This is a genomic window from Celeribacter baekdonensis, assembly GCF_900102315.1.
GTDB classification, from domain to species: Bacteria; Pseudomonadota; Alphaproteobacteria; order Rhodobacterales; family Rhodobacteraceae; genus Celeribacter; species Celeribacter baekdonensis.
This window is the reverse complement of the sequence record NZ_FNBL01000008.1, coordinates 46,601-72,446: the sequence shown is the minus strand read 5'-3', so window position 1 is coordinate 72,446 and position 25,846 is coordinate 46,601. Positions and strand designations below refer to the sequence as shown.

Annotated in this window: 21 protein-coding genes, 1 tRNA gene and 1 pseudogene; 18 read left to right on the top strand and 5 right to left on the bottom strand. The window is 58.8% G+C overall.

Annotation, left to right across the window (positions count from 1 at the left end; all coding sequences use genetic code 11):
- Positions 1-130: 130 nt before the first annotated feature.
- The 3 genes from BLT54_RS13890 to lon all read left to right on the top strand — a co-directional run bounded on the left by BLT54_RS13890 (position 131) and on the right by lon (position 5,548).
- Positions 131-1,492: a uracil-xanthine permease family protein gene (locus BLT54_RS13890; RefSeq protein WP_074645907.1), complete on the top strand. Its 1,362-nt coding sequence runs from the start codon at positions 131-133 to the stop codon at positions 1,490-1,492.
- 176 nt (positions 1,493-1,668) lie between these two features.
- Positions 1,669-2,814, top strand: coding sequence for a tRNA guanosine(34) transglycosylase Tgt (tgt, locus tag BLT54_RS13885; RefSeq protein WP_074645906.1), 1,146 nt, complete (start codon positions 1,669-1,671; stop codon positions 2,812-2,814).
- 328 nt (positions 2,815-3,142) lie between these two features.
- Complete coding sequence (gene lon, locus BLT54_RS13880; protein WP_074645905.1) at positions 3,143-5,548, top strand: endopeptidase La; 2,406 nt, start codon at positions 3,143-3,145, stop codon at positions 5,546-5,548.
- A gap of 221 nt (positions 5,549-5,769) precedes the next feature.
- On the opposite strand, the gene BLT54_RS22805 is transcribed toward lon, so the two are convergent.
- Positions 5,770-5,949, bottom strand: a complete 180-nt coding sequence (locus BLT54_RS22805) for a hypothetical protein (RefSeq protein ID WP_074645904.1) — start codon at positions 5,947-5,949, stop codon at positions 5,770-5,772.
- On the opposite strand from BLT54_RS22805, the gene BLT54_RS22800 reads away from it, so the two are divergent.
- From BLT54_RS22800 to BLT54_RS13845, 5 genes are all read left to right on the top strand, one after another.
- The gene (locus BLT54_RS22800; RefSeq protein ID WP_281241892.1) at positions 5,900-6,286 is read left to right on the top strand and encodes an HU family DNA-binding protein; all 387 of its coding nucleotides are present in this window, start codon (positions 5,900-5,902) and stop codon (positions 6,284-6,286) included. The two genes, BLT54_RS22805 and BLT54_RS22800, sit on opposite strands and share 50 nt — an antisense overlap.
- 74 nt (positions 6,287-6,360) lie before the next feature.
- Positions 6,361-6,435: transfer RNA gene (locus tag BLT54_RS13865), tRNA-Val, on the top strand.
- Between the two features lie 307 nt (positions 6,436-6,742).
- Positions 6,743-7,405: a histidine phosphatase family protein gene (locus tag BLT54_RS13855; RefSeq protein WP_074645901.1), complete on the top strand. Its 663-nt coding sequence runs from the start codon at positions 6,743-6,745 to the stop codon at positions 7,403-7,405.
- Positions 7,406-7,447: 42 nt separating this feature from the next.
- Positions 7,448-7,672, top strand: coding sequence for an RND transporter (locus BLT54_RS13850; RefSeq protein WP_074645900.1), 225 nt, complete (start codon positions 7,448-7,450; stop codon positions 7,670-7,672).
- A 139-nt stretch (positions 7,673-7,811) separates the two neighbouring features.
- A complete protein-coding gene (locus BLT54_RS13845; RefSeq protein ID WP_074645899.1) occupies positions 7,812-9,347 on the top strand; it encodes an alkaline phosphatase D family protein in 1,536 nt (511 codons plus the stop codon).
- 96 nt (positions 9,348-9,443) lie between these two features.
- Here the strand turns inward: BLT54_RS13845 and BLT54_RS13840 are convergent, their stop codons facing one another.
- Positions 9,444-10,829, bottom strand: a complete 1,386-nt coding sequence (locus BLT54_RS13840) for a dipeptidase (RefSeq protein WP_074645898.1) — start codon at positions 10,827-10,829, stop codon at positions 9,444-9,446.
- Positions 10,830-11,092: 263 nt separating this feature from the next.
- Here BLT54_RS13840 and hemA point away from each other — a divergent pair, with 263 nt between their 5' ends.
- The 4 genes and pseudogenes from hemA (at position 11,093) to ispG (ending at position 14,885) form a co-directional block, all read left to right on the top strand.
- A complete protein-coding gene (hemA, locus tag BLT54_RS13835; protein ID WP_074645897.1) occupies positions 11,093-12,322 on the top strand; it encodes a 5-aminolevulinate synthase in 1,230 nt (409 codons plus the stop codon).
- 106 nt (positions 12,323-12,428) lie between these two features.
- Positions 12,429-12,680 (top strand): annotated as a pseudogene (locus tag BLT54_RS23095) (helix-turn-helix domain-containing protein); the annotation flags it as partial.
- Positions 12,681-12,743: 63 nt separating this feature from the next.
- Positions 12,744-13,640 carry a DUF4115 domain-containing protein gene (locus BLT54_RS13830; RefSeq protein WP_425429336.1) on the top strand — a complete coding sequence of 299 codons (897 nt, stop codon included), beginning with the start codon at positions 12,744-12,746 and terminating at the stop codon, positions 13,638-13,640.
- Between the two features lie 117 nt (positions 13,641-13,757).
- Positions 13,758-14,885: a flavodoxin-dependent (E)-4-hydroxy-3-methylbut-2-enyl-diphosphate synthase gene (gene ispG, locus BLT54_RS13825; RefSeq protein ID WP_074645895.1), complete on the top strand. Its 1,128-nt coding sequence runs from the start codon at positions 13,758-13,760 to the stop codon at positions 14,883-14,885.
- A 116-nt stretch (positions 14,886-15,001) separates the two neighbouring features.
- On the opposite strand, the gene BLT54_RS13820 is transcribed toward ispG, so the two are convergent.
- Both BLT54_RS13820 and BLT54_RS13815 read right to left on the bottom strand, forming a co-directional pair.
- The gene (locus BLT54_RS13820; protein WP_074645894.1) at positions 15,002-15,763 is read right to left on the bottom strand and encodes a DsbA family protein; all 762 of its coding nucleotides are present in this window, start codon (positions 15,761-15,763) and stop codon (positions 15,002-15,004) included.
- 4 nt (positions 15,764-15,767) lie between these two features.
- A complete protein-coding gene (locus tag BLT54_RS13815) occupies positions 15,768-17,114 on the bottom strand; it encodes a M48 family metalloprotease (RefSeq protein WP_074645893.1) in 1,347 nt (448 codons plus the stop codon).
- A gap of 57 nt (positions 17,115-17,171) precedes the next feature.
- Here BLT54_RS13815 and BLT54_RS13810 point away from each other — a divergent pair, with 57 nt between their 5' ends.
- From BLT54_RS13810 to BLT54_RS13795, 4 genes are all read left to right on the top strand, one after another.
- Positions 17,172-18,323, top strand: coding sequence for a pyridoxal phosphate-dependent aminotransferase (locus tag BLT54_RS13810; protein ID WP_074645892.1), 1,152 nt, complete (start codon positions 17,172-17,174; stop codon positions 18,321-18,323).
- A 19-nt stretch (positions 18,324-18,342) separates the two neighbouring features.
- Positions 18,343-19,641, top strand: a complete 1,299-nt coding sequence (locus tag BLT54_RS13805; protein ID WP_083351827.1) for an N-acetylmuramoyl-L-alanine amidase — start codon at positions 18,343-18,345, stop codon at positions 19,639-19,641.
- A gap of 121 nt (positions 19,642-19,762) precedes the next feature.
- Positions 19,763-20,251, top strand: coding sequence for a hypothetical protein (locus BLT54_RS13800; protein ID WP_074645891.1), 489 nt, complete (start codon positions 19,763-19,765; stop codon positions 20,249-20,251).
- A gap of 122 nt (positions 20,252-20,373) precedes the next feature.
- Entirely contained in the window at positions 20,374-21,117 is a 744-nt protein-coding gene (locus tag BLT54_RS13795; RefSeq protein WP_074645890.1) for a hypothetical protein, read from the top strand.
- Positions 21,118-21,189: 72 nt separating this feature from the next.
- Here the strand turns inward: BLT54_RS13795 and BLT54_RS13790 are convergent, their stop codons facing one another.
- Positions 21,190-21,861: a class I SAM-dependent methyltransferase gene (locus tag BLT54_RS13790; RefSeq protein WP_083351821.1), complete on the bottom strand. Its 672-nt coding sequence runs from the start codon at positions 21,859-21,861 to the stop codon at positions 21,190-21,192.
- 130 nt (positions 21,862-21,991) lie between these two features.
- On the opposite strand from BLT54_RS13790, the gene BLT54_RS13785 reads away from it, so the two are divergent.
- The gene (locus tag BLT54_RS13785; RefSeq protein WP_074645889.1) at positions 21,992-24,496 is read left to right on the top strand and encodes a penicillin-binding protein 1A; all 2,505 of its coding nucleotides are present in this window, start codon (positions 21,992-21,994) and stop codon (positions 24,494-24,496) included.
- 138 nt (positions 24,497-24,634) lie between these two features.
- Complete coding sequence (gene prfB / locus BLT54_RS13780) at positions 24,635-25,759, top strand: peptide chain release factor 2 (protein ID WP_074645888.1); 1,125 nt, start codon at positions 24,635-24,637, stop codon at positions 25,757-25,759.
- Positions 25,760-25,846 lie beyond the last annotated feature (87 nt).

Here is a 25,846-nt window from a genome sequence, read left to right as displayed (position 1 = left end):
GCGAGGAAAAAACGCGGGCGAGGGAGATCGGGCCAGGCACAGGTAACGCTTTTGTTACAGGCGATGGGGACGCAGATTTGCGGAAGGGAAGACCAAAAACTGAAAAACGACCGAAAAGGGGACCACCGCGATGAGTAAAGAAACCTTTATGCCGCTAGTCTACGGGCTAGAGGATGTGCCGCCGCCGTCAAAAGCCGCCTTGGCCGCTGTGCAACATGTCTTGGCCTCCATCGTCGGCATCGCCACGCCGTCCCTGATCATCGGCGGCGCTTTGGGGTTGGGCGAACAGGTGCCGTACCTGATTGCGATGGCGTTTTTTGTCTCTGGCGTGGCCACGTTTATTCAATGCAAACGCATCGGCCCGGTGGGATCGGGGCTTTTGTCGCTGCAAGGCACGTCCTTTGCCTTTCTAGGCGCAGTGTTGGCCGCGGGCTTTGCGGTCAAAAGCCAAGGCGGGACGCCGGATGATATTTTGGCGATGATCTTTGGCCTCTGCCTTGTCGGCTCTTTGGTCGAGATCATCCTGTCGCAGTTTCTGGACAAGCTCAAACGCATCATCACGCCCACGGTGACCGGGGTTGTAATCACCGTCATCGGGCTGTCGTTGATCAAATCGGGCTTTACCGATTTCGCCGGTGGCGCGCGGGCGGGCGAAGACCTTGGCAAGCCGCTCTATCTGTTGCTTGGCACATTGGTGGTGGCGGTGATTTTGGTGATGACCTTTATCGGCAAACCGACCCTGCGGATTTCGGCCATCATGATCGGCCTCATCGTCGGCACCATCGTGGCCAGTTTCTTTGGCATGGTGAATTTCGGTGCGCTGAGTTCCGCCAAACTCTTTGCCCTGCCGATCCCGTTCAAATACGGCATTGATTTCGACATCGGACTGTTTATCCCCATCGCCTTTCTCTATCTGGTGACGGCGATTGAGACCTCGGGTGATTTGACCGCCAACTCGGTGATCTCCGGTCAGCCGGTCGAAGGCGATCTGTATATGAAGCGCATCAAAGGCGGGGTGTTGGGCGATGGCGTCAACTCCGCCATTGCGGCCGTGTTCAACACCTTCCCCAACACCACGTTTTCGCAAAACAACGGCGTGATCCAAATGACCGGCGTCGCCTCGCGGCATGTGGGGATGTATATGGGCGGGTTCTTGGTGCTGCTTGGCCTGTTCCCCATCATCGGCACGTTCTTTTTGATCATCCCGAAACCCGTTTTGGGTGGGGCCACGTTGGTGTTGTTCTCGACCATCGCTGTTGCGGGCATTCGCATCCTGTCCTCGGTCGAGATGACCCTGCGCCGGGTCTATATCATGGCGGTGTCCTTTGGCTTGGCACTTGGCGTCACCTTGGTGCCCGATGCCACGCAACACCTGCCGAATATCCTCAAACAGGTCTTTGCCGCACCGATCACATTGGCCGGCATGTCCGCGATCATCCTGTCTTTGGCCATTCCAGAAGACGCCAAAGCCACGGTTGAAGCGGCGGAGTGACGTGCGCTGATCCAAGTGAGGCCCGTCCCCCCCGTGTGTGTGGGGCGGGCTTTTTCATGTGGCCACATGCGCCATAAGGGGGACCATAAGGGGGAAAGGTGCCTCAGCGACGCTCCAAGCGACCCTCAAAGCGAGCCTCTGGCCCTGACGCGCCTTTGCGGGTAAATCCCTCCCTCATGACCCAAGATGCTCACACCCCGCGATTCTCATTTTCTCTCAACGCCACCGATGGGCGCGCCCGCACCGGGGTGATCTCCACCCCGCGTGGCGACATTCGCACGCCTGCGTTCATGCCCGTGGGCACGGCGGCCACCGTCAAGGCGATGATGCCCGAAAGCGTGCGCGCCACCGGGGCCGACATCCTGTTGGGGAATACCTATCATTTGATGCTGCGCCCCACCGCCGAACGGATTGCGCGGCTGGGGGGCTTGCATCAGTTCATGAATTGGGAACGGCCGATTTTAACCGACTCTGGTGGGTTTCAGGTGATGAGCCTCTCCGATCTGCGCAAGCTGACCGAAAAGGGCGTGACCTTTCGCTCGCATATTGATGGCTCCAAACATGAGTTGACGCCGGAACGCTCGATGGAGATCCAAAAGCTGTTGGGCTCTGACATTGTGATGTGTTTCGACGAATGCCCGGCGCTGCCCGCCGATCGCGACCGGATCGCGCAATCAATGCGCCTGTCGATGCGCTGGGCGGAACGGTCTCGTGAGGCCTTTGGCGATCGTCCGGGGCACGCGCTGTTTGGCATTCAACAGGGCGGATTGGAGCGAGATTTTCGCGAAGAAAGTGCCGAGGCGCTCAAGAAAATTGGCTTTGATGGCTATGCGCTGGGTGGTCTGGCCGTGGGCGAGGGGCAGGAGGCGATGTTCGGTTGCCTCGATTTCGCCCCCGACATGTTGCCCACCGATAAGCCACGCTATTTGATGGGGGTTGGCAAGCCGGATGACATCGTGGGCGCGGTCAAACGCGGCATCGACATGATGGATTGCGTCTTGCCCTCGCGCTCTGGCCGCACGGGTCAGGCATGGACCCGGCGCGGGCAGGTGAACATCAAGAACGCGCGTCACGCCGATGATCCGCGGCCCTTGGACGAACACTGCTCCTGCCCGGCCTGTTCCCACTATTCGCGGGCCTATTTGCACCACGTCTTTCGCGCGCAGGAAATGATTTCCGGGATGCTTTTGACCTGGCACAACCTGCATTATTTCCAGGAAATCATGCAAGGCATGCGCGACGCGATTGCGGGCGGAACATTTGCGGCTTGGGAAGCGGAGTTCCACGCCAAGCGCGCGATGGGTGACATTGATCCGCTGTAAGATAGGCGGGCACATCCGCGCGGCCTGCAAATAACACGCGGCCTACGAATAAGGTGGAAGATAAGGCAAACAGACCTTTCTTTTATTTTCTAATGGCTTTGGACGTGAAGTTGATCAAGCCGGGTCGTGTCAGGCGCCGTGACACAGACTTCAACGCAAATCCACTCTTGCAGGGCCGCCCGTTGAAAGGCAGACTGCGATGCAACATGCAACCTGTCTTGCTTGAAATCTGCGGGCGGCCACCCCAGATGTAGTCACTAAGACAGGAAAGAGCGCAAAGCTGCCGCAAAGCCGGGGCTTGGTTCTTTTGCCAATAAAAGGAATGAACATGCACGAGCAACTCCAATCCTACCCCGTTCTTCCGCTGCGCGACATCGTGGTTTTTCCGCATATGGTTGTGCCGCTGTTTGTTGGCCGTGAGAAATCGGTCAAGGCGCTGGAAGAGGTGATGAACCAGGACAAGCAGATCCTGCTTGCCGCCCAAATGGACCCGTCGGTCGATGACCCGGATATTGATGGCATTTTCCGCGTCGGCGTCTTGGCCAATGTGTTGCAGCTTTTGAAACTGCCCGATGGTACGGTCAAGGTGTTGGTCGAGGGCGAGTCCCGCGTCCGGCTGAGCGCATTCACCCAAAATGACAGCTATTTCGAAGCTCAGGTCATCCCGCTCGAAGAGAGCGCGGGCGATCCCGCCGCGATCACCGCGTTGTTGCGTTCGGTGCGCGAAGAGTTTGAACATTACGCCAAGGTGAAAAAGAACATCCCGGAGGAGGCGCTGGCCGCCGTGTCCGAGACCCGTGAACCCGCGAAACTGGCCGACTTGGTGGCCGGGCATCTGGGGGTGGAAGTGGACCAAAAGCAAAAGCTTTTGGAAACGCTGGCCATTGATGACCGCCTGGAGGCGGTTTACGGCCTGATGCAGGGCGAAATGTCGGTGTTGCAGGTCGAGAAAAAGATCAAAACCCGCGTCAAATCCCAGATGGAGCGCACCCAGCGCGAATATTACCTGAATGAGCAAATGAAGGCTATTCAGAAGGAATTGGGTGACGGCGAAGACGGGGCCAATGAGATTGCGGAGCTGGAGGCGAAAGTCGCCGAGACCAAGCTGTCGAAAGAGGCCAAGGACAAGGTCGATGCCGAGATCAAAAAGCTCAAAAACATGAGCCCGATGTCGGCAGAAGCCACCGTGGTGCGCAACTATCTGGATTGGATGCTCTCAATCCCATGGGGCGTGAAATCGCGGGTCAAAAAGGACCTGAGCCGGGCCGAGGACATCCTCGATCAGGATCACTACGGTTTGGAAAAAGTCAAAGAACGCATTGTCGAATATCTCGCGGTGCAACAGCGCAGCCAAAAACTCAAAGGCCCGATCATGTGCCTTGTGGGGCCTCCGGGCGTCGGCAAAACAAGCTTGGGTAAATCGGTTGCCAAGGCCACGGGGCGCGAATTTATTCGCATCTCTTTGGGCGGCGTGCGCGATGAATCCGAGATCCGCGGTCACCGCCGGACTTACATTGGCTCGATGCCGGGTAAGATCATCCAAGCGTTGAAAAAAGCCAAAACCACCAATCCGCTCATTCTGCTCGATGAGATCGACAAGATGGGTCAGGATTTCCGTGGGGACCCGGCAAGCGCCATGCTCGAAGTGCTCGATCCGGAACAAAACTCCACCTTCGTGGATCACTATATGGAGGTCGAATATGACCTCTCCAACGTGATGTTCCTGACCACATCGAACAGCTACAACATGCCGGGGCCGCTTATGGACCGGATGGAGATCATCCCGCTTTCGGGCTACACCGAGGACGAAAAAGCCGAGATCGCCAAACAGCATTTGATCCCGAAACAGATCAAAAATCACGGCCTCAAAGCCAAGGAATTCTCTGTCACGGATGGCGCGATCATGGATGTGATCCGTTATTACACCCGCGAGGCGGGGGTGCGGAACCTTGAGCGCGAATTGGCCAAGATCGCTCGTAAAGCGGTGACCAAAATCGTGCGCAAAGAGGTCGAGGCGGTGCATGTCACCTCCGAGACGCTTGAGGAGTTCCTGGGCGTACGCAAAGTGCGCTACGGCTTGGCGGAGAAGGAGGATCAGGTCGGTGTTGTGACCGGGCTGGCCTATACTTCGGTCGGCGGTGATCTGTTGCAGATCGAGGCGCTCAAACTGCCCGGCAAGGGGCGGATGAAAACCACGGGTAAGCTCGGCGATGTGATGAAAGAAAGCATCGACGCGGCCAGTTCCTATGTCCGCTCCATCGCGCCCTCTCTTGGGGTCAAGCCGCCACTGTTTGACACGATGGACATCCACGTCCACGTGCCCGATGGGGCGACGCCGAAAGACGGACCAAGCGCCGGTCTTGCGATGGTCACGACCATCGTGTCGGTGCTGACGCAGATTCCGGTGCGCAAAGACATTGCCATGACCGGCGAAGTCAGCCTGCGCGGCAATGCGACGGCGATTGGCGGGCTGAAAGAGAAACTTTTGGCGGCGCTGCGCGGCGGGATCAAAACCGTTCTCATCCCTGAAGAGAACGTCAAAGATCTGGCCGACATCCCGGACAACGTCAAAGAGGGGCTGGAAATCATTCCGGTCACCCATGTCTCTGAAGTGCTCAAATACGCGCTTGTGCGCCAGCCTGAGCCGGTGGAATGGGATGCGGAGGCCGATGAGGCGGCGCGTTTGGCCAAAATCACCTCGACGGGTGAGGGGCAGGGCGCAACCGCGCATTGATCTCGTCTCGAAAACAATCATAGTGAAAAACCGGCCTGAGGGCCGGTTTTTTATGGCTGATATGCCACCAAGACTCTGTGGTTCACCCCGAGATTGCCAGAGTTTTGAGCAATCATGCTGTCCGATCGCGTCGTACCCCATGAGATAAACCATTCGTTCATTTCCCATTTGCGCCAAGGGGGGCTGTGGCGTTAAGGTTTCCGTGAGCGAAACAAAGAGGTTCAAATGGCAACCCGAAAATCCTCGACCAGCAGCCGCAAGACACCGACCGCTGTCAGGAAAACCACATCAAAATCCACATCCCCCCGTCGCAGCACCAAAGCGGCAACCACGCCAAAATCGGAGTCTCCTGTGACAACAATTTCCAATCCAGAGCCGCTTAAAACCGTCCCCAGCAGCACAGATGCCGCCCCGGTTGATGCGCCTGAAGCAAGTGTAGTGACCACGATGAAAAAGAAAGAAATGATCGCCAAAGTGGCTGAGGCCTCTGGTGTGAAACGCTCTGATGCCAAAAAAGTGCTCGAAGCGGTGTTGGCAGAGCTGGGCGATGCGCTTCAGCGTGGCGACGAATTGAACCTGCCGCCGCTCGGCAAGGTTTCGGTCAACCGCCAACGCGAAGGCTCGGGCGCACATATCGTCATCGCCAAGCTGCGCCGCCCGAAAGCAATGATGACAGACGCCGAGACGGGCGATGTCTCAGGCGAGGAAGCGACAGAAACCGAAGCCGCAGAAAGCTAAAGCCTCGCGCTTTAAAAATCTGCATTTCGCCTCTTGCATCAAGGGGGCCGTGGCGCTAAACACCGCGCCACGGCGGGTGATTAGCTCAGTGGTAGAGCGCTTCGTTCACATCGAAGATGTCAGGAGTTCAAATCTCTTATCACCCACCATTTTTCCTTCCGATGATCGTCCGATAAGGCCTTGGATGTGCGCTTTGGCATATCACTTGTCCTGACGGTTTGTTTGTGTCTGGCGCTGGTGCGGCTGATGCTTTTGGGGGTGATCTGGGTGACGCGGAGGTGCTCGCCGGCACGCGCTGTCGTTTATGTCTCCCCCCAGGAACTGGCGCGGCTTATCCTCCGCTGGGCGTTTTGGTCGGGGCTTTTTGCCGGATTGCTTTGGCTCAGCGTGGTTTTGCCGCAGGGCTGAGACGAAATCTAACTTGTCAGACCCGGTTCGGCACAGTACTCCGATTCCATGACTCAATCTGTGACCTATCCCACGCTTTATCTTTTGCGCCACGGCCAGACCGAATGGAATGTCGAAGGCCGTCTTCAGGGCCGTCTTGACAGTGCGCTGACTGAGACAGGCATGGCGCAGGCCCATGCGCAGCGGGCGATTTTGGCACCGATTTTGGCCGCGCATCCGGGGATCGCGATCCACGCAAGCCCTTTGGGCCGAGCGTGGCGCACCGCATCTGTCGTTGCCGAGGGGCGCGCAGTGCAGGCGGTGGACGGGCTCAAGGAAGTGTTCGCCGGCACATGGGAAGGCCGGTTGCGCGCCGAAGTCGTGGCGGAGCGGGGCTTTGGATCGGCGGAAGAAAAGGATATGTTCTCGCTGTTTTTAAGCGCCCCGAACGGCGAGGGGGGCGCGGCTTTGGAGGCCCGCTGTCGCGCCTATCTGGCCAGCCTCACCCAGCCCACCGTGATCATTTCGCATGGCGTGGTCTCGGCCTTTTTGCGCGGGATCATCTGTGGTCTGCCCTTGGACGAGATCGCCGCGCTGCCCCATGCTCAGGGCGTGGTGACGGTGCTCTCAGGCGGTCAGGCGCGGGTGCTTGATACGAAAGAGGCGGCTGAGGCCTATGTCGCCCATTCCCCTGAGATCCATTCCCCTGTGACCCATCCCCCTGCGGCATGACGCCCTCTGGTCTGCGCGCTTGCGATGGGGCAGGAGAGTATCATGAGCTTTTTTGACAAAATCCCGACCTCCACCTTTGTGATTGCCGCGCTGACGCTCGGGCTGGCGCCGTTTTTCCCGGAACCGCATGTGTGGGAAAAGATCAAAATGCTACTGGCGGGTGAGTTGCACCGGTCGATCGACATCTTTGATCTGGTGTTCCACGGTCTGCCTTGGGGGCTTTTGGCGCTGAAACTGGTGCGGGGCGACCGGGGACAGGCTGTCTAGTCGCTGCGTGTCACGAAACTGTCGGACAGATTTTACCATTCGGAAAATTGTCTGACACATTTCTCCGAGACAGTGCGTTTGAAGACGACGGGGATCAGCTCCGCGTCTCATAAACGCACATCCAATCCGGAGACCTCATATGTCGATCCGTATCACGCGCCGTCAGGCGCTTGCCGGGGGCGCTGCCCTTGCCGGCTCCCTTGCCATGCCCGGCCTGTCCCGCGCCGCCACACGTCCGTTGATCACCCATGGCGTTCAGTCCGGCGATGTCGCCCATGATGGTGCAATGATCTGGGCCCGCGCCGACCGCGAGTCCAAAATGATGGTGGAATGGTCCACGACGGACACGTTCGCCAATGCCACACGGGTTCAGCCGCTCTCCGTCGGCGATACCTCTGATTTCACCGGTAAAATGTTGCTCGAAGGTCTGCCGTCGGATCAGGATATTTTCTACCGCGTCGCCATGGCCGATCTGTCGGACACCAATTCCGTCTCCGAGGCCGTCACGGGCCATTTCCGCACCGCGCCGGGGTCCCTGCGCGATGTGTCCTTTGTGTGGTCGGGCGACACCGCCGGTCAGGGCTGGGGCATTGACGAAGAGCGCGGTGGCATGACCACCTATGCCACCATGCTGGGCCACCGCCCGGATTTCATGATCCACTCTGGTGACACGGTCTATGCCGATGGCCCGCTCTCGGCTGAGGTCGAGTTGAAAGACGGCACGATGTGGAAAAACGTCATGGTCGAAGAAAAGACCAAAGTGGCCGAGACGCTGAATGAGTTCCGCGCCGCGCATAAATACAACATGCTCGACACCAATGTGCGGGCGTTTAACGCCGAAGTTCCGATCCTGTATCAATGGGATGACCACGAAGTCACCAACAACTGGTATCCGAACGAGACCTTCGCCTCGGATGATCGTTACACCGAGAAATCCGCCGCCAAATTGTTTGCCCGCTCGGCGCAGGCGTTTTTTGAAATGTACCCGATCCGCGTCAATGCCGCAGAGCCCAAACGCGTCTATCGCAAGGTCTCCTATGGTCCGATGTTGGACGTGTTCTTTCTCGACATGCGCACCTACCGCGACGACAATGACGGCAACCGTCAGCCGACGCCAAAGGATTTTCTGGGTGCCGAACAGATTGCTTGGCTCAAGGGCGCTTTGTCGACCTCGAAAGCCACATGGAAAGTCATCGCTGCCGATATGCCCATCGGCATGATGGTGCGCGACGGCAAAGAGGCGTTTGAAAACATGGCCAATGGTGATGGTCCGGTCCTGGGGCGTGAATTCGACATCGCCGAAGTGCTGTCCTTCATCAAACACGCCAAGGTCAAAAACACCGTCTGGCTCACCGCCGATGTGCATTACACCGCAGCGCATCACTACAGCCCGGAGCGTGCCGAGTTTCAGGACTTTGAACCGTTCTGGGAATTTGTCTCCGGTCCGCTGCACGCGGGCACCTTTGGCCCGAGTGAGTATGACAACACCTTTGGCCCGAAAGTCGAATTCGCCAAAGCGCCGCCGGAAGGCGAGTTCAACCTGCCGCCCTCTGATGGCTATCAGTTCTTTGGCAAGGTCGATATTTCCGCCGCTGACCGGACCATGACAGTGTCGCTTTTGGATGCGGCTGACACGTTGTTGTGGTCGACCACGATCGAACCCGATCTGGCGTAACCCGCATAAAAGAAGCCCCGGAGAGCGCTCTCCGGGGCTTTTCTATAGACGCAAACTTCAGGCGCAAACTTCAGGCCCAAGACTTAGGCCCGAGATTTATGCTCTGGACACAGCGTCCAAAATCCGCGCCCAGGAGCGGATGCCTTTGTGGAAATTCTTGAGGCCGTATTTCTCATTTGGAGAGTGGATGCGGTCGTCATCATCGGCAAAGCCCACCAACATCGAATCCAGCCCCAAAATCGTGGTAAAATAGCCCGCAATCGGGATCGACCCGCCCATGCCGGCAAACACCGCCTCGCGATTCCATTCGTCGGACAGAGCCTGACGCGCCGCCTCGAATTCCGCACGCGCAGTGTTCATCACGGCAGCAGGGGACCCATCAAGGTCTTGGTTCCATGTGACTTTTGCGTCCACCGGCAGGCGGCTTTCGACATGGGCCCGCAGATTTTTGCGGATCGCGTCCGGGTCTTGGTCGCCAACCAGACGACAGGTGATTTTACAATGCGCCTCCGACGGGATCACGGTTTTGGTGCCCGGTCCCTGATAGCCGCCCCAAAGCCCGTTGATCTCCAAAGTGGGTCGCGCCCATTGTTGTTCCAAGGTCGAATAGGCGGCCTCGCCATGGGCTTTGGTCATGCCAATGCCGGACAGGTAATCCGCCTCGTCAAAGCCACAGCCCTGCCATTGGCGCAGGATGTCTTCGGGCACCTCATGCACGCCGTCGTAGAAATCTTTGATCGTCACGCGGCCCGCCTCATCATGGAATGTGCTGATGATTTTCGAGATCTCGCGCAGTGGGTTGAGCGCCGGGCCGCCGTAATGGCCCGAATGCAGATCCATCGTCGGACCCGTCAGGGTGAACTCGTCTTTGAGCATCCCGCGCAACTGGCTACAGATCGAGGGCACACCGGGGGCGACCATCGACGTGTCGCAGATCAGCGCCAGATCGGCGGCGAGCCTGTCTTTGTTGGCTTTCATGAAAGGGATCAGGGAGGGCGAGCCGCTTTCCTCTTCGCCCTCAAAGAAAAAGGTGATGGTGCAGGGCAGGGTGCCGTTTTCGGCAATCCAGGCGCGGCAGGCCTCGACAAAGGTCATCAACTGGCCCTTGTCGTCGGATGCGCCGCGGCCCCGGATCACTTTGCCCTGCGCGCGCTCTTCGACAAAGGGCGCAAACGGGTCGTGATCCCAGAGGGTGAGCGGGTCCACCGGCTGCACATCATAGTGACCGTAAAACAGCAAATGCGGCCCACCGGAGCCCATTTTGCCCATCACCATCGGGTGACCGGGCGTGGCGCAGACCTCGGCCTCCGCGCCCAATGAGGTCAATTCCGCTGCCAGCCACTCTGCCGCCGCTTGGCAATCGGCCTTGTTGGCCGGGTCGGTCGAAATCGACGGAATGCGTAAAAATGTCATCAAGCGATCAAGTGTGGCGTCAAGATCAGTGTCGATGCGTTCAAGCACCAGAGCGAGGCGAGAGTTCATTATGGGAAACCTTTTATCATGCTCGGGATATTTTGCCGCAGCTTACGCCTCTGAAAAATGGTGTCCAGAGGGGGCGGGCGGGTTGACATAGATCATTCTGAAAGGGAATTGATACGTCATAAGAAGGTGAAGCAGACAAGGCAGAGCAGAAGAGGCTCATAGGGGGCTGTTGCGGTATTATCTTGCGAAATGTGAATATGAGTCGCAATTTTCATTTGATGCCGCTAAAACAGGCGAACCTGAGACGCGCGAAAGGACGAACAGTGGACTATACGGCGAAGCTTGACGAAGCACTTCAACGGTTGCACGACGAAGGGCGTTACCGCACCTTTATCGATATTGAACGCAAGCGCGGGCAGTTTCCGCACGCCACATGGACCAAACCGGATGGCTCAGAGCAACCTGTAACTGTTTGGTGTGGCAACGATTATCTTGGCATGGGTCAACACCCGTCCGTTCTCGCGGCAATGAAAGAGGCGGTGGATGCAACGGGCGCGGGCTCTGGTGGCACGCGCAATATTTCCGGCACCACAGTCTATCACAAACGTCTTGAGGCGGAGATCGCCGACCTGCATCAAAAAGAGGCGGCTTTGGTGTTCTCCTCGGCTTATATTGCCAATGATGCCACGCTTTCGACCCTGCCGACGCTGTTCCCCGGTCTCATCATCTATTCCGACTCGCTCAATCACGCGTCGATGATTGAAGGCATTCGTCGCAATGGTGGCGCGAAACGCATTTTCCGTCACAACGATCTGGATCACCTGCGCGCACTTCTTGAGGCCGACGATCCCGAAACGCCGAAACTCATCGCCTTTGAATCGGTCTATTCGATGGATGGCGATTTTGGTCCGCTCAAAGAGCTGTGTGATCTGGCCGAAGAATTCAACGCGCTCACCTATCTCGACGAGGTGCACGCGGTTGGCATGTACGGTCCGCGCGGGGGCGGTGTGGCCGAACGCGACGGTCTTTTGGACCGGATCGACATTGTCAACGGCACCCTGGGCAAGGCCTTTGGCGTCTTTGGCGGCTATATCGCGGCTTCGGCCAAAATGTGTGACGCGGTGCGTTCTTATGCGCCGGGCTTTATCTTCACCACCTCGATCCCGCCCGCCGTGGCGGCAGGGGCGGCGACGTCGATCGCCTTCCTCAAAGGTGAGGGCGGTGTGAAGCTGCGCGAAGAGCATCAGACCCAAGCGAAAATCCTCAAGCTGCGGCTCAAAGGCCTTGGTCTGCCGATCACCGACAATGGCTCGCATATCGTGCCGTTGATTGTGGGAGATCCGAAACACACCAAACTCATGTCCGACATGATGCTTGAACAGTATGGCATTTACGTTCAGCCGGTGAATTTCCCGACCGTGCCGCGCGGCACAGAGCGGTTGCGCTTTACGCCCTCACCGGTTCACGGGCCGCGCGAAATGGATGCTTTGGTTCATGCTTTGGACGCGCTTTGGAGCCATTGTGCGCTGAATCGCGCCGAAATGGCGGGTTAATCAAGATATACGCTGGGCGGCCCCGTTGAGCATATGGTAACAGGTTATCAACTTTAGGCGACGAATCGACGCCTAAAGGGCGGGCAGGTTAATTTGGGGCGAATGCATGATCAGGCGGTGGACAAAGCCACACGTCGAGGAGCAGGAACATCCTCGCGGTTTTGACGATTACGAGCTTCAGCTCGGAGACGTCATGCGTGGAGAACGCGCCACCCTTGGCAAGTCGCTCTTGGATGTTCAGCGTGAGCTGAAGATCAAAGCAACCTATATTGCCGCCATTGAGAACTCTGACCCCTCTGTGTTTGAAACCCAGGGTTTCATCGCGGGGTATGTGCGCTCCTATGCCCGCTATCTGAATCTTGATCCCGATTGGGCTTTTGCACGGTTTTGCTCTGAAAGTGGCTTTACGGTTGCCCACGGCATGTCGCCCGAAGCCTCAACCAAGCGCAAACCGGCCAAGGCGGCGACGGCGCCTGTCAAGAAAGATCCATTCTCCGATCCCAACGCCAGCTTTGTCCCGCGCGGACAGGGGTTTATGGCCCGGATCGAACCCGGCGCGCTGGGGTCTACCGCTGTGTTGCTCGCGCTTTTGGGCGTGATCGGCTATGGTGGCTGGTCGGTGTTGCAAGAAATCCAAAAGGTCAAAATGGCCCCTGTTGATCAGGCTCCGGCCGTGATCGCCGAAGTGGCTCCGTTGGGGGGCGCGGGGTCTGAGACCCGTTTGGCGCAGATGGACGAGAGCGTCGGTCTTGCGACCCCCTCCGCCGAGGCGCTGGATCGGTTGTATCGTCCGCAGGCGCTGGATGTGCCGGTTCTGGTGCCGCGTGACGGGCCTATTGCTGCGCTTGATCCGCGCTCTGTTGGGGCTTTGGCGGGCGAAGGACTTGCCGCCGAGCGCGAAGAGCGCCTGAGCGCCATGTCGTCTGACATTGCCTTGGCGGCGCTTTCCGACACGGACGAGGGGGATGTGCGCGTGGTCGAAGAGGGCGCGCCCGAATTGGCCTTGGTCGCTGTGCGCCCGTCATGGGTGCGCGTCCAGGCCGCCGATGGTTCCGTTTTGTTCGAAAAAATTCTCGATGCCGGTGAACGTTACATCGTTCCGGCGATGGACAAAGCGCCGATCCTGCGCACGGGCAATGCCGGTGGTGTCTATTTCGACGTCAACGGTCAGGCCTATGGCCCGGTCGGCGCCTCTGGGTCTGTGGTGAAAAACATCGCCCTTTCGGTCGCGGACGTGTCGGACAGTTTTGCGCAGGTCGATCTGGCTGCCAATGACACCGTCGCCGAGGCCTTTCAGGTCGCCCAAAACGGCCAATAAACCGGCTTTCATCTGATCACTCTGCCGCTTCCGCCGCTTGTCACTTGCGGTGTGCCGCCTTATCTAAGGGGGGCTGAATTGACGTTCCCAAAACCGTCCCAAAAGAGGCCCGTTCCCATGTCGCACAATCCCATTCGCCCTTGGCGCAACATTGACCGACGCGTGAGCCGCAAGATTTGGGTGGGCAATGTGCCGGTGGGGGGCGACGCGCCGATCACCGTGCAGACCATGACCAACACGCTGACCACCGATGTCAAAGCGACCTTGGATCAGGTGGTGCGCGCCGCAGAGGCCGGGGCCGACATCGTGCGTGTCTCCGCCCCCGACCGCGACTCGGCTTTGGCGCTCAAAGAGATTTGCCGTGAAAGCCCGGTGCCGATCGTCGCCGACATCCATTTTCATTACAAACGCGCCATCGAGGCCGCCGAAGCCGGTGCCGCCTGCCTGCGGATCAATCCGGGCAATATTGGTGATGAAAAGCGGGTGCGTGAGGTGATCAAGGCTGCCAAGGATCACAATTGCTCGATCCGCATTGGCGTCAACGCCGGCTCTTTGGAAAAGCACCTGTTGGACAAATACGCCGAACCCTGTCCCGACGCGATGGTCGAGTCCGGCATGGATCACATCAAAATTCTGGAAGACAACGATTTTCACAATTTCAAAATCTCGGTCAAAGCCTCCGATGTCTTCCTCGCCGCCGCCGCCTATCAACAATTGGCCGAGGCCACCGATGCGCCGATCCATTTGGGCATCACCGAGGCGGGCGGGCTTATGTCCGGCACGATCAAATCGGCCATCGGGCTGGGTCAGCTTTTGTGGATGGGCATCGGCGACACGATCCGCGTCAGCCTCTCCGCCGATCCGGTCGAAGAGGTCAGGGTCGGCTATGAAATCCTCAAATCTCTCGGCCTGCGCCACCGCGGTGTGAACATCATTTCCTGCCCGTCCTGCGCGCGTCAGGGCTTTGACGTGATCAAAACCGTTGAGGCGCTGGAAAAGCGGTTGGAACATATCAAAACGCCGATGAGCCTGTCGATCATCGGCTGTGTGGTCAACGGTCCGGGTGAGGCGCTGATGACCGATGTCGGTTGGACCGGCGGCGGAGCCGGGCATGGCATGGTCTATCTCGGTGGGGCGCAGAGCCATAAAATGTCCAATGACAATATGGTTGACCATATCGTCGAACAGGTCGAAGCCAAAGCCGCCGAGATCGAGGCTCAGACTGCGTCCGAGGCCGCTGAATAAGCACCACAGCCGCTTCATTGCAGCTCAAATACTCAAATAAAAACCCCGCCATTGGCGGGGTTTTGTCATTTCTGCACGTAAGCCGATCGTGTCACCCACGCAGCTCCGCCACATGATTACCCACGCAGCTCCGCCACGATTTCAACCATCGCATCATAGGGCACATAGCCGCGCAGCATCTGGTCGCCCATCACAAAGGTCGGTGTGCCAGAGATTTGCAACTCCGCCGCCAGTTGGTGGTTTTTCGCGATCACCGTGGTGACCTCTTCGCTGTCCATCTTGGCGACAACCGCATCGGCGTCGATGCCAAGGTCGGTGGCCAAACGGCGCAGCGCGCCGACTGTGACATCGCCGCGCGCTTCCATCAGCGCGTCATGGAAGGTCAAATAAGCGTCATCTCCGGCCACCATTTTGGTCGCAACGGCAAAGCGCGACGCCAAAACGGAGGCCTCGCCCAAGATCGGGAACTCTTTGACGATCAATTTGATATTGCCATCTTTTTCCAAAAGCGCCTTCACATCTGGAAAGGCCTTTTTGCAATAGCCACAGCGATAATCGGTAAACTCGACCATCACGATATCGCCTTCGGGATTGCCGTAGACGCCATCAAATTCGGTGTTGTAAATCGCGTCCATATTGGCAGCGATCATGTCGGCATCGCTGGAGACCTGTGCCTCGGCCTGACGCGCTTGATAGACGTCCACCGCCTCCATCAACACTTCGGGATTGTCCAAAAGATAGGCGCGCACTTCGGCGCGAAACATCTCGCGCTCGGCATCGGACATGTCACCGATGTCAAAAGCAAAGGCGCCAAGCGCGGTGGAAGCGGTCAAAAGGGCCGCGGCACCGAGGCGGGCGCAGGCTTTGGCAAAAGGCATATCTCTATCTCCGTTTGAGAGCGGTTTCGCACGCGTTTACCACATCTTGCGCCCGGTTCCACCCAACACTTCCGTGACCCAGCGCCGCAGTGGCGCGTTGCGCCAAAGACATCGCCGCTTTGCAATCGCCACGCATCACATGCGCCTCAGAGGCGTTGAGCGCAGCCATGGCGTCCTGGCCCGATTGCGCATAGGCGGAGGCCAGATGACGCAACAGCGCGGGATCATAGCCATCGCGGGCACGCGCCGCCTCAAGCGCCTTGATCGCGGCGGGGAGGTTGGCCTTGTTGGTGGTTGCCAAAAGCGCGCGGCCAAGCCCGGCCTGAATTTGCGCCTCGGAGGGTGCCATTTGCGCCGCCCGGCGATAGGCGGCGACAGCGGCGTCAAACTGACGGCTTTCCAATAGGATCTGGCCCTGAAGCTCGGCATAATAGGGGTCCTTTGGGCGCAGCGCGACGAGGCGGGCCATGGTGGCCATGGCCTCTTTCGGCTTGGGCACGCGGTGCAACGCCACGGCGCGGCGCATCAGCGCGATGTCGGAGCCATCCGAGGCGGACACCCGGCGCAGCGTATAGGCGGGCGGGCGGATGAACGCCTCCAACTTGCCGCGTGCACGGGCGTACCAATAGTTGGCCTCCGGGTCGGGATTGGCGGTGAGTTTCGAGGCGGCTGCATAGCCTTTGAGCGCGCGCAGACGCTCGCGGGTCAAAGGATGGGTGCGCGCGTAAGGGTCTTGGCGGCTTTCGGACAAGACCTCCTGGCCACGAAACATCTCAAGCACATCGAGCATCGCCTGCGGCGGAATGCCCGCGCGCGCCATATAGCGGATGCCGGCCTGATCGGCGGAAGCTTCCTCGGCGCGGGTGTGGCCAAACAGCACCCGCTGTGCCGATCCGGTGACCCCCATGGCGATGCCCGCCGCCGCCTCGCCATTGCCCGTGGCCGCAACCACCGCCCCGGAAAGCAACATGCCAAGGGCCGCCGCCGTCGAGGCGTTTTTCATATTGGCCTGACGCCTGATGATATGGCCGCCGGTGATATGGGCGACCTCATGGGCGATCACCGCCTGTACTTCGGCCGCCGTATCAAGGCGCAAAAGCAGGCCGGAATGGAGGAACACATGCGAGGTATCAGCGACAAAGGCATTCGGTTGATCGTCATGGATGATGACGATTTTCATCCGCGTGGCCGACAGCCCCGCCGCGTCAAAGATCGGACCGGCCAGACGATTAAGCGCATATTCAATATCCGGGTCGCGCAAAATCCCCTTGGCCCAGGCCGACAGCGGCAGGCAGAGCATCACCAAAACAGCCACACATATCGTCACCGCTTGGCGCATCATCTGCCGCATTGCAATTCCTCCCGGGCGCTGGCATTTCAGGCCCTAAACAACCACAGGATATGCCCGATGAAAACCTCCCGCCGCTCTGAAGTCGATCCTTTTATCGTGATGGATGTGATGGAGGCGGCGCGCGCGCATGAGGAGGCCGGGCGGCACATCATCCATATGGAGGTCGGTCAACCCGCCACGGGGGCACCGAAAGCCGCGCGGGCGCGTCTGGCACAGGCGATGGAGCAGGGGCCTTTGGGGTATACCGTCGCCCTTGGCCTGCCGGAGCTGCGCAAAGCCATCGCGGCACTCTATCAGGACTGGTACGGGGTCAGCTTGGATTGGCGGCGGGTGGTGATCACGCCGGGCTCCTCCGGGGCGTTTATTTTGGCCTTTACCGCGCTGTTTGATGCGGGGGCCAAGGTGGGGTTGGGCGAGCCGGGTTATCCGTCTTATCGGCAAATCCTGTCGGGCCTCGACATCACGCCGGTGGGCATTCAGACCCAAATGGAAAACCGCCTGCAACCGGTGCCAAGCGAGATCCCCGATGGTCTGGACGGGCTGATCGTCGCCAGCCCCGGCAACCCCTCGGGCACGATGTTGGACCGAGAGGCCATGGGCGCGTTGATCCAGACCTGTCAGGACCGGGGCGTGTCGTTCATTTCCGATGAGATTTATCACGGCATCCAATATGGCGCACGCCCGGTGACGGCGCTGGAGCTGTCCGACGATGTCTATGTGATCAATTCGTTCTCGAAATTCTTTTCGATGACGGGTTGGCGCGTTGGCTGGATGGTGGTGCCCGAGGATCATGTGCGGGTGATTGAACGCCTCGCGCAAAACTTTTTCATCTGCCCGCCGCATGCCGCGCAGGTGGCTGCCTTGGGTGCGCTTGAAGGCCGCGAGGACTGTCAGGCGCTGGTGGATGTGTACTCCGAGAACCGCCGTTTGATGTTGGAAGAGCTGCCGAAAATCGGCTTTGACCGGATCGCGCCGCCGGACGGGGCATTTTACATCTATGCCGATGTGTCGGAACTGACCGGGGACAGCCGCGCCTTGTGTGCGCGCATTTTGGATGAGGCCGGGGTGGCGGTGACGCCGGGATTGGATTTTGACCCCAAACGCGGCCATCAGACGATGCGGTTTTCCTATGCCCGCTCGACCGAGGACATCCGCGAAGGCCTGCGCCGCCTGTCTGCGTTTATGGCCGCCGAATTGGCACAAAAGTGATCGCGTCTTGGCGGCGCTGATGGCTGTTCAGATCGGCCTTCGGCGGTTACACTGCGCCAAAGGTCGGACACGCGGCCGGTTTTATGAGGTTTCGATGCAGGTTTTCAAAGCTCTGGCTCTTTCTGCGCTCGCCGTCTTTCCCATGGTCCACACAGCTGAGGCGCAAGACGGGCTGACCGCCTTGGCGCGTGCCGACAGTTCGGCCTCGGCGCTGGTCGATCAGGGGGACAGTCTTGAGATGATGCTGCGCCTGTCCCAACCTGTGCCGTTTCGGATTTTCTCTCTCGATGATCCAAGACGCATCGTCGTGGATTTTTCCGAGGTCGATTGGACCGGGTTTGACGCGCAGGCCTTTGACACGGCTGAGGGCGTCACCGACCTGCGGGTCGGCGGGTTTGTCCCCGGCTGGTCGCGCATGGTGATGGATTTGGCCGGTCCTTACGGGCTGGTCCATGCCGAAATGTCGCGCGATGAGGCGGGGGCGGTGTTGCGGCTCAACCTTGATCCGATTGCCTCTGACGACTTCGCTTTGGGGGCCGGGACGCCGTTGGAGGCGCAGCTTGTCCGCCGCTCCAAGCCGGACGATGCGGTGATCCCACGCAAAAAATTTGGCGAGGGGCCGTTGAAGGTCGTGCTGGACCCAGGCCATGGCGGCATTGATCCGGGTGCCGAACGCGATGGTGTGCGCGAGGCGGATTTGATGCTGAGTTTCGCGCGTGAATTGCAGGATGTGCTGATCCGCGCCGGTGGCTTTGACGTCACCTTGACCCGCAATGATGACACGTTCGTGCCGCTCGAAACCCGCCTGACCTTGGCGCGGGAGGCGGGGGCGGAGGTGTTTATCTCGCTCCATGCCGATGCGATTTCCGAAGGCCGGGCCGAGGGCGCGACGCTTTATACTTTGGCCGATCGCGCCTCGGATGCGGCGTCGCAAAAACTGGCCGAACGCCATGATCGGGCGGATTTATTGGCGGGCGTGGATTTGAGCGATCAAGACGATGTGATCGCCGGCGTGTTGATGGACATGGTCCGTAATGAGACCACACCGCGCACCGACCGTTTGGCCGAGGCATTGGTGACGCAGTTGCAAGCCAGCGTGGGGATGCACAAACGCCCGCGCTTGGAAGCCGGATTCTCCGTGCTCAAAGCCCCGGATATGCCCTCTGTGTTGTTGGAGTTGGGCTTTCTGTCCTCGCCCAAAGACCGCGCCAAACTCAATGACCCTGCCTGGCGCACCCGCGCCGCCTGGGCCATCCGCGACGCACTTTATGTCTGGCAGGATGAGGAACGGGTGGCGATGGGAAAATTGCGGAAATGAGGTCGCTTTATGCGCCTCGCGCCCCCGTAACTGAGTTTACGCGGCTCAGATGAATCGTTTCGCCCTGTCATTCCGCGCCGCTTCGCGTATGGAAGGGAGAACCCATACGGAGACATGAACGATGACAGCGTCACAGAGCGTGCCGGACCTGATTGCGGCGGCACAGGCCAAAGCAAAGACATCCGAAGACATCATCTTGGCAGGGCAGACTTCGTCCAACGCACAAGACCTTCGCGCCGCGCAAGTCGCGCTTGAATTGGCCGCCGTGGATGCCTTTACCCTGTTCGAGGCGCGGATGCAGCACCATTTCAAACGCGGCCCGTTTTCACGCAAACTGACCGCCGCGCTCAAAGAAGCCGGACGCGGGGATCTCGCTGAGCGCATCCACATCTATTATCTCGCCATCAACGTGCTCAAACACGGAAAAGGCGCAAGCTATCGGGAGTTGCTTGAAACGCCCACCGCGCTTGTCCATGTGAAGCCCGCCAAAAGCGCGACAACGCAAGACGAAAACGCGCCGTCAGACCTGATAGATATTGGCGTGCCGGGCTTTTTCGACGGCCTCGCCGACAGCCTTTTGGAGGCGCACGCGTTTCTTGAACATCGGTAGGTGTTTGGTGGGATGTCCGGTTTGAGGCCATTGTGCCGGATGCTGCGGAACGATTGAAAGTCGGCTATTGCGTGGTAAGCTATACTGGGATTGCCGTTCATTTGCCTTAACTAAGGACCCCTATGAAGATTGATCTTGAAGATGAAATCTGGAGTCGTCTGTATGGCCCTTACGGCAATCGCTCCGTCAACGTTCAATTGAAAAACCTTTTTAGGGAATGGGACATCTCCGTTGCAAAAGAACTCTTTTGGGAAGAATTGCACCATCAGGATGATGTCTACCCTGCGACTTATGCGTCCTTACCCTGGTTGGTGGCACTCTCACCTTCGACAGATGAAGCGTTCGAAGAAACGTATCTCTTTCTTTCCCACGTAATCCACTGTGCATGCAGCGTTGGCGGAACAGGTTGTGACGGAACAGGGCCAAGGGGGAAATACCGGGGGATATCCACGAAAATCGCTGATCACCAGCATTCGTGGATACCGGAGCGTGAATGGCTGACGGCCGAAGACCTATTGGTTCTTACCAAACTCGAACAGTGGTTTACAGAGAACCACCTGACAATCGCAGAACGTTGCCTTAGTCTTGCGACCTTTGACCTGATGCTTTCAGCCTATGCACTAGAGGGGTTTGCCACAGCAAATGGCAGCCCAAGAATAGCTCACTCCGTGCAAATGTTTGCATATGCTGAACCCGTTGATTTCATTTGTGGGGAATTGGGAGCGTTTGACAACCACGATTCATCGGTCGTGGCGAAGTTGTATCCGCATATCCACGAAGCCAGCCCTAAGTTGGCATCTTTTTTGCTGGACTATCCCGGATGCACCTTTGATCCGGACGATCCCCGACAGGGTAAGATGGGCTGACAGAAAACCGACATTGGCGCAACCGCAGAGAATGTCTCAAAAGTCCCGCTCTACCGACATCTGGCAGCCCCATCACCCCGCCAAACGCGCCATCCATACTGTGTGGAAATCGCATTCGGGGTCTTCGGGGACGTAGCGCAGCACTTCGATGCCTTGCTCAGTCATCAGGGCGCGGTATTCGTCGGGGCCAAGCGAGGCGTGGTAGATGTCTTCGCCTTCGACATTGCCGATCACTTCGCTGTCCTCAGGCCCGGAGGTGAACAACAACACGCCGCGGGGCGCGAGGTGGTGGGCGAAGGTTTTGAACATCGCCCGTTGGTCGTCTTTCGAGAGGTGAAAGAAACTGTCCCAGGCGATCACCGCATCAAAGGTCTCTTGCAGGTCGAGCCCGCGCATGTCCTCGTGAAACACCCGCACATTGGGCAGGTTCTCTTGGAACAAGGCGACCATGGCCGCCGCGCCATCGACGCCCGTGACCTCAACCCGGCGATCCACCAGATATTGCGCAATCGGCCGACCTGCGCCACAGCCAAGGTCAAGCACCCGGCGTTTGCCAGTGCTTTGCGGGGCGTGGGCCAAGAGCCGGTCCAGCCAGACCCGTTCAAACAGGGCCTTGCTGCGGTTGCGATCAAAGCCTTTGGCTTGGCGTTCGTAGGTGGGTAGGATGTTTTCGGGTGTCATAGTGATGAGCAGATAGGCGTGCAGACGGGGCAGGGCAAGCCTCACTGTGCAAGCGGCGATCACAAGCGGCGTCTTTCTGCTCACATTTGCGCGGGGGATGTTTTGACCCGGAGGCCGTGCCTGTATAAGGAGGAGCAAAGATCGGGCGTTGATGCGAGTCAGGGCCGGGTCAGGTGGTGGGAAAGGCAATCAAGTGCTTCGATTTATCCTCTCTTTTTTCGGGACGATTTTCTCGTGGGTGACCACGGGGGCCTTTCTGTTGGCTTTGGCCATTGGCGGGATTTTTTGGATGTATGGGCGCGATTTGCCCAATCACGAAGCCTTGGCGCAATATACGCCGCCGACGATTTCGCGGATTTATTCCGGTGAAGGCAAAATCATCGACGAATTTGCCAAGGAACGTCGCCTGTATACCCCGCCCGAAGAAATCCCCGATCTGGTGAAATATGCGTTTGTGTCGGCAGAGGATAAAAATTTCTTCACCCATCACGGCTATGATCTGCGCGGCATGGCGGCGGCGGCGCTGGATGCGGCCAAAGGCGGCGCGTTGCGTGGTGCGTCGACCATCACCCAACAGGTGATGAAAAACTTTTTGCTGTCCTCGGATCGCTCCGCCGAACGTAAAATCAAAGAGCTGATCCTGGCCACCCGGTTGGAGCAGACCCTGACCAAGGATCAAATCCTTGGGCTCTATCTCAACGAGATTGACCTTGGTGTGCGCTCCTTTGGGGTGACGGCGGCGGCACAGTCCTATTTCAACAAATCGCTCTCAGAGCTGACCGCGGAAGAGGCGGCGTTTCTGGCGATTCATCCGAAAGCGCCCTATTCCTATCACCCGGTGAAGAACTATGATGCGGCGCTCAAACGGCGCAATTTCGTTTTGCGCGAGATGTATGAGAACGGCTATTTGAGTCAGGCGGAGTACGAAACGGCGCGGGAAAAACCGATCAAATCGGTGCAAAACGGCGATTACGAGAGCTTCCGTGCAAGCCTGCCGCCGCGCGATTATTTCACCGACGAAATCCGCCGCCAATTGTCCAAGAACTTTGGCGAAGAGGAGTTCTTTGAGGGCGGCCTCTCAATCCGCGCCACCATGGACCCGGAGATGCAAACCAGTGCTGCGCATGCGTTGCAAAAACGGCTCGAAGAGTTGGACCGGGGCCGGGGCCAATGGCGCGGCACGGGCAAGTCGATTGATGTGGCCACGCTGGAGGATGGCACATGGGAAAATGCGCTTGAGGCTGTGCAAGTGGCGCGCGACGTGACGCTCGATGGCAAATGGTCGGTCGGCGCGGTCAACACCATTGGCTCCTCGGAGATGACGGTGATGGTCGAACAGGTCGGCGAAGTCACGGTGCCGCGTGAGGACATCAAATGGATCAAAGGCGGGTTCAGCGACAATTTTGAGCGTGGCGATGTGGTCCATGTCCGGCGCATGACCACCGGCAACAATGGTGAGGGCGATCTGATCCGCTGGAGCCTGCGGCAGGTGCCGCAGGTGCAGGGCGCGTTCATGGCGATGGACGTCAACACCGGCCGTGTGATCGCGATGCAGGGCGGCTTTAGCTATCAAAACTCGGTGTTCAACCGCGCCACACAGGCCACACGTCAGCCGGGCTCTTCGTTCAAACCCTTCGTCTATGCGGCGGCTTTGGACAGCGGGTTTACGCCCGCGACGATCATCGTGGACGCCCCGATTGAGATCAACACACCCCAAGGTGTCTGGCGGCCAAAAAATGCCTCGCGCACCTTTTACGGGCCAACGCCGCTCAGAACCGGGATCGAACAGTCGCGCAACCTGATGACCATCCGTCTGGCACAAGAGGTCGGCATGGACACGGTGGCGCGTTATGCCGAACGCTTTGGCGTTTACGACCACATGGGGCAATATCTGGCCTCGGCTTTGGGCGCCGAAGAAACCACCGTGTTCAAAATGGTCTCGGCCTATGCGATGTTCGCCAATGGCGGCGAGCGGGTGGAGCCGACGCTGGTCGATCGGGTGCAGGACCGTTGGGGCCGCACCATCTACAAACATGATCAACGCGCTTGCCCTGAATGCGAGGTCGCCACACTTGCGCCGGGCAAAGCCCCGACCATTACGGCCAATCGCGAACGGATGATGAACGCGATCACCGCCTATCAATTGACCTCGATGATGCAGGGCGTGGTCTCGCGCGGCACCGCCGCCGGCAGGGTGCATTTGAACGTGCCTGTTGCGGGTAAAACCGGGACCACGAACGACGGCAAAGACGCGTGGTTCATTGGCTTTACCTCCAATATCGTCGCGGGCTGTTACATTGGCTATGACACGCCGCGGGCGATGTCTGGTGCGTCGGGCGGCGGGTTTTGTGGCCCGGTGTTTGACGCCTTCATGCAAGACGCGGTCAAGAAATACGGTGGCGGCAAATTCAAAGTGCCACCGGGCGGGCATTTCATCAAAATCGACCGCTATACGGGGGCCCGTCTCAATGATGACGCCTCGGGTCCGAATGTGGTGGCCGAATATTTCCGCGATGGCGAAGAGCCGATCTTTGGTCTGATGTATGATGGCGGCTTTGCCATGGGGGCGGATTTGCCCTTGGTGTCGGGTGCGAGCGATGGCAGTGGTCAACGCGAGGTTCAGACCTCGACGGGCAAGGTGATCAAAGTGCCCGAAAAGGCCAAGATCAACTCGCTGTCCTCGGGCGGGCTGTATTAAACCCTTTCGCAAGATCCGCCTGTCCGCCCCCTTGTTTCTTGGGGGCGGTGCGCGTAAATCTCCACACAGGCTGAGCCCCTTAGGCGCTGAGCTCCTGAGACGCTTTGAACGTTGAGACAAGAATAAGGTAAGACACCCGTGCGCGCTGAAATCCAAAACACTGTGGCCAAAATCGAAAAATCCGTGGCACTGCTCAAGCAGCGACTGGATTGGGAAACTGCGCCGCATCGGCTTGAGGAATTCAACGCGATGATCGAGGACCCGACCCTTTGGGACGATCCCGAGCGGGCGCAAAAACTGATGCGCGAGCGCCAGATGTTGATGGATGCGGTGAACACCGCGAAATCCATCGAACAGGATATGAAAGACAACATCGAGCTTATTGAGATGGGCGAGATGGAAGAGGACCAGGAGGTCATCACCGAGGCCGAAGCGGCACTGATGGCGCTGACCAAAACGGCGGCTGAGAAAGAGCTTGAGGCGTTGTTGGATGGCGAGGCCGATGGCAATGACACGTTCCTTGAGATCAACTCCGGCGCGGGTGGCACCGAGTCCTGTGACTGGGCCTCGATGCTGGCGCGGATGTATGTCCGTTGGGCGGAGAAAAAGGGCTATAAGGTCGAATTGCAATCCGAGAGCGCGGGCGAAGAGGCGGGCATCAAATCCGCCGCCTATAAAATCTCCGGTCCCAATGCCTATGGCTGGTTGAAATCCGAGTCTGGTGTGCACCGCCTCGTGCGCATTTCGCCGTTTGATAGCGCCGCCAAGCGCCACACATCTTTTACCTCGGTCAAAGTCTACCCGGTGGTGGACGACAATATCGAGATCGAGGTGAACCCCTCCGACATTCGCATCGACACCTATCGCTCGTCGGGGGCGGGCGGTCAGCACGTCAACACCACCGACTCCGCCGTGCGGATCACCCACTTTCCGACCGGGATCGTGGTGACCAGCTCGGAGAAATCCCAACACCAAAACCGTGACATCGCAATGAAGGCCCTCAAATCGCGCCTCTATCAAATGGAATTGGACAAACGCTCCGCCTTGGTGAATGAGGCGCATGAGAACGCCGGTGACGCCGGCTGGGGCAACCAAATCCGGTCCTACGTGTTGCAGCCCTATCAGATGGTCAAAGACCTTCGCACCAACTTTGAAACCTCCGACACCAAAGGCGTTCTGGACGGCGACCTCGACGGCTTCATGGCCGCCACCTTGGCGCTCAACGTGTCGGGTAAGTCACGGGCGGACGCGCAGGGGGAGTGATCTCTGGCGGAAAGGGATGTCACGTCAAAGCCGCCATTGAGCATGGATGCAGCGAATGGCGGGGTTGAGCCCGAGGTGCTTGATGCT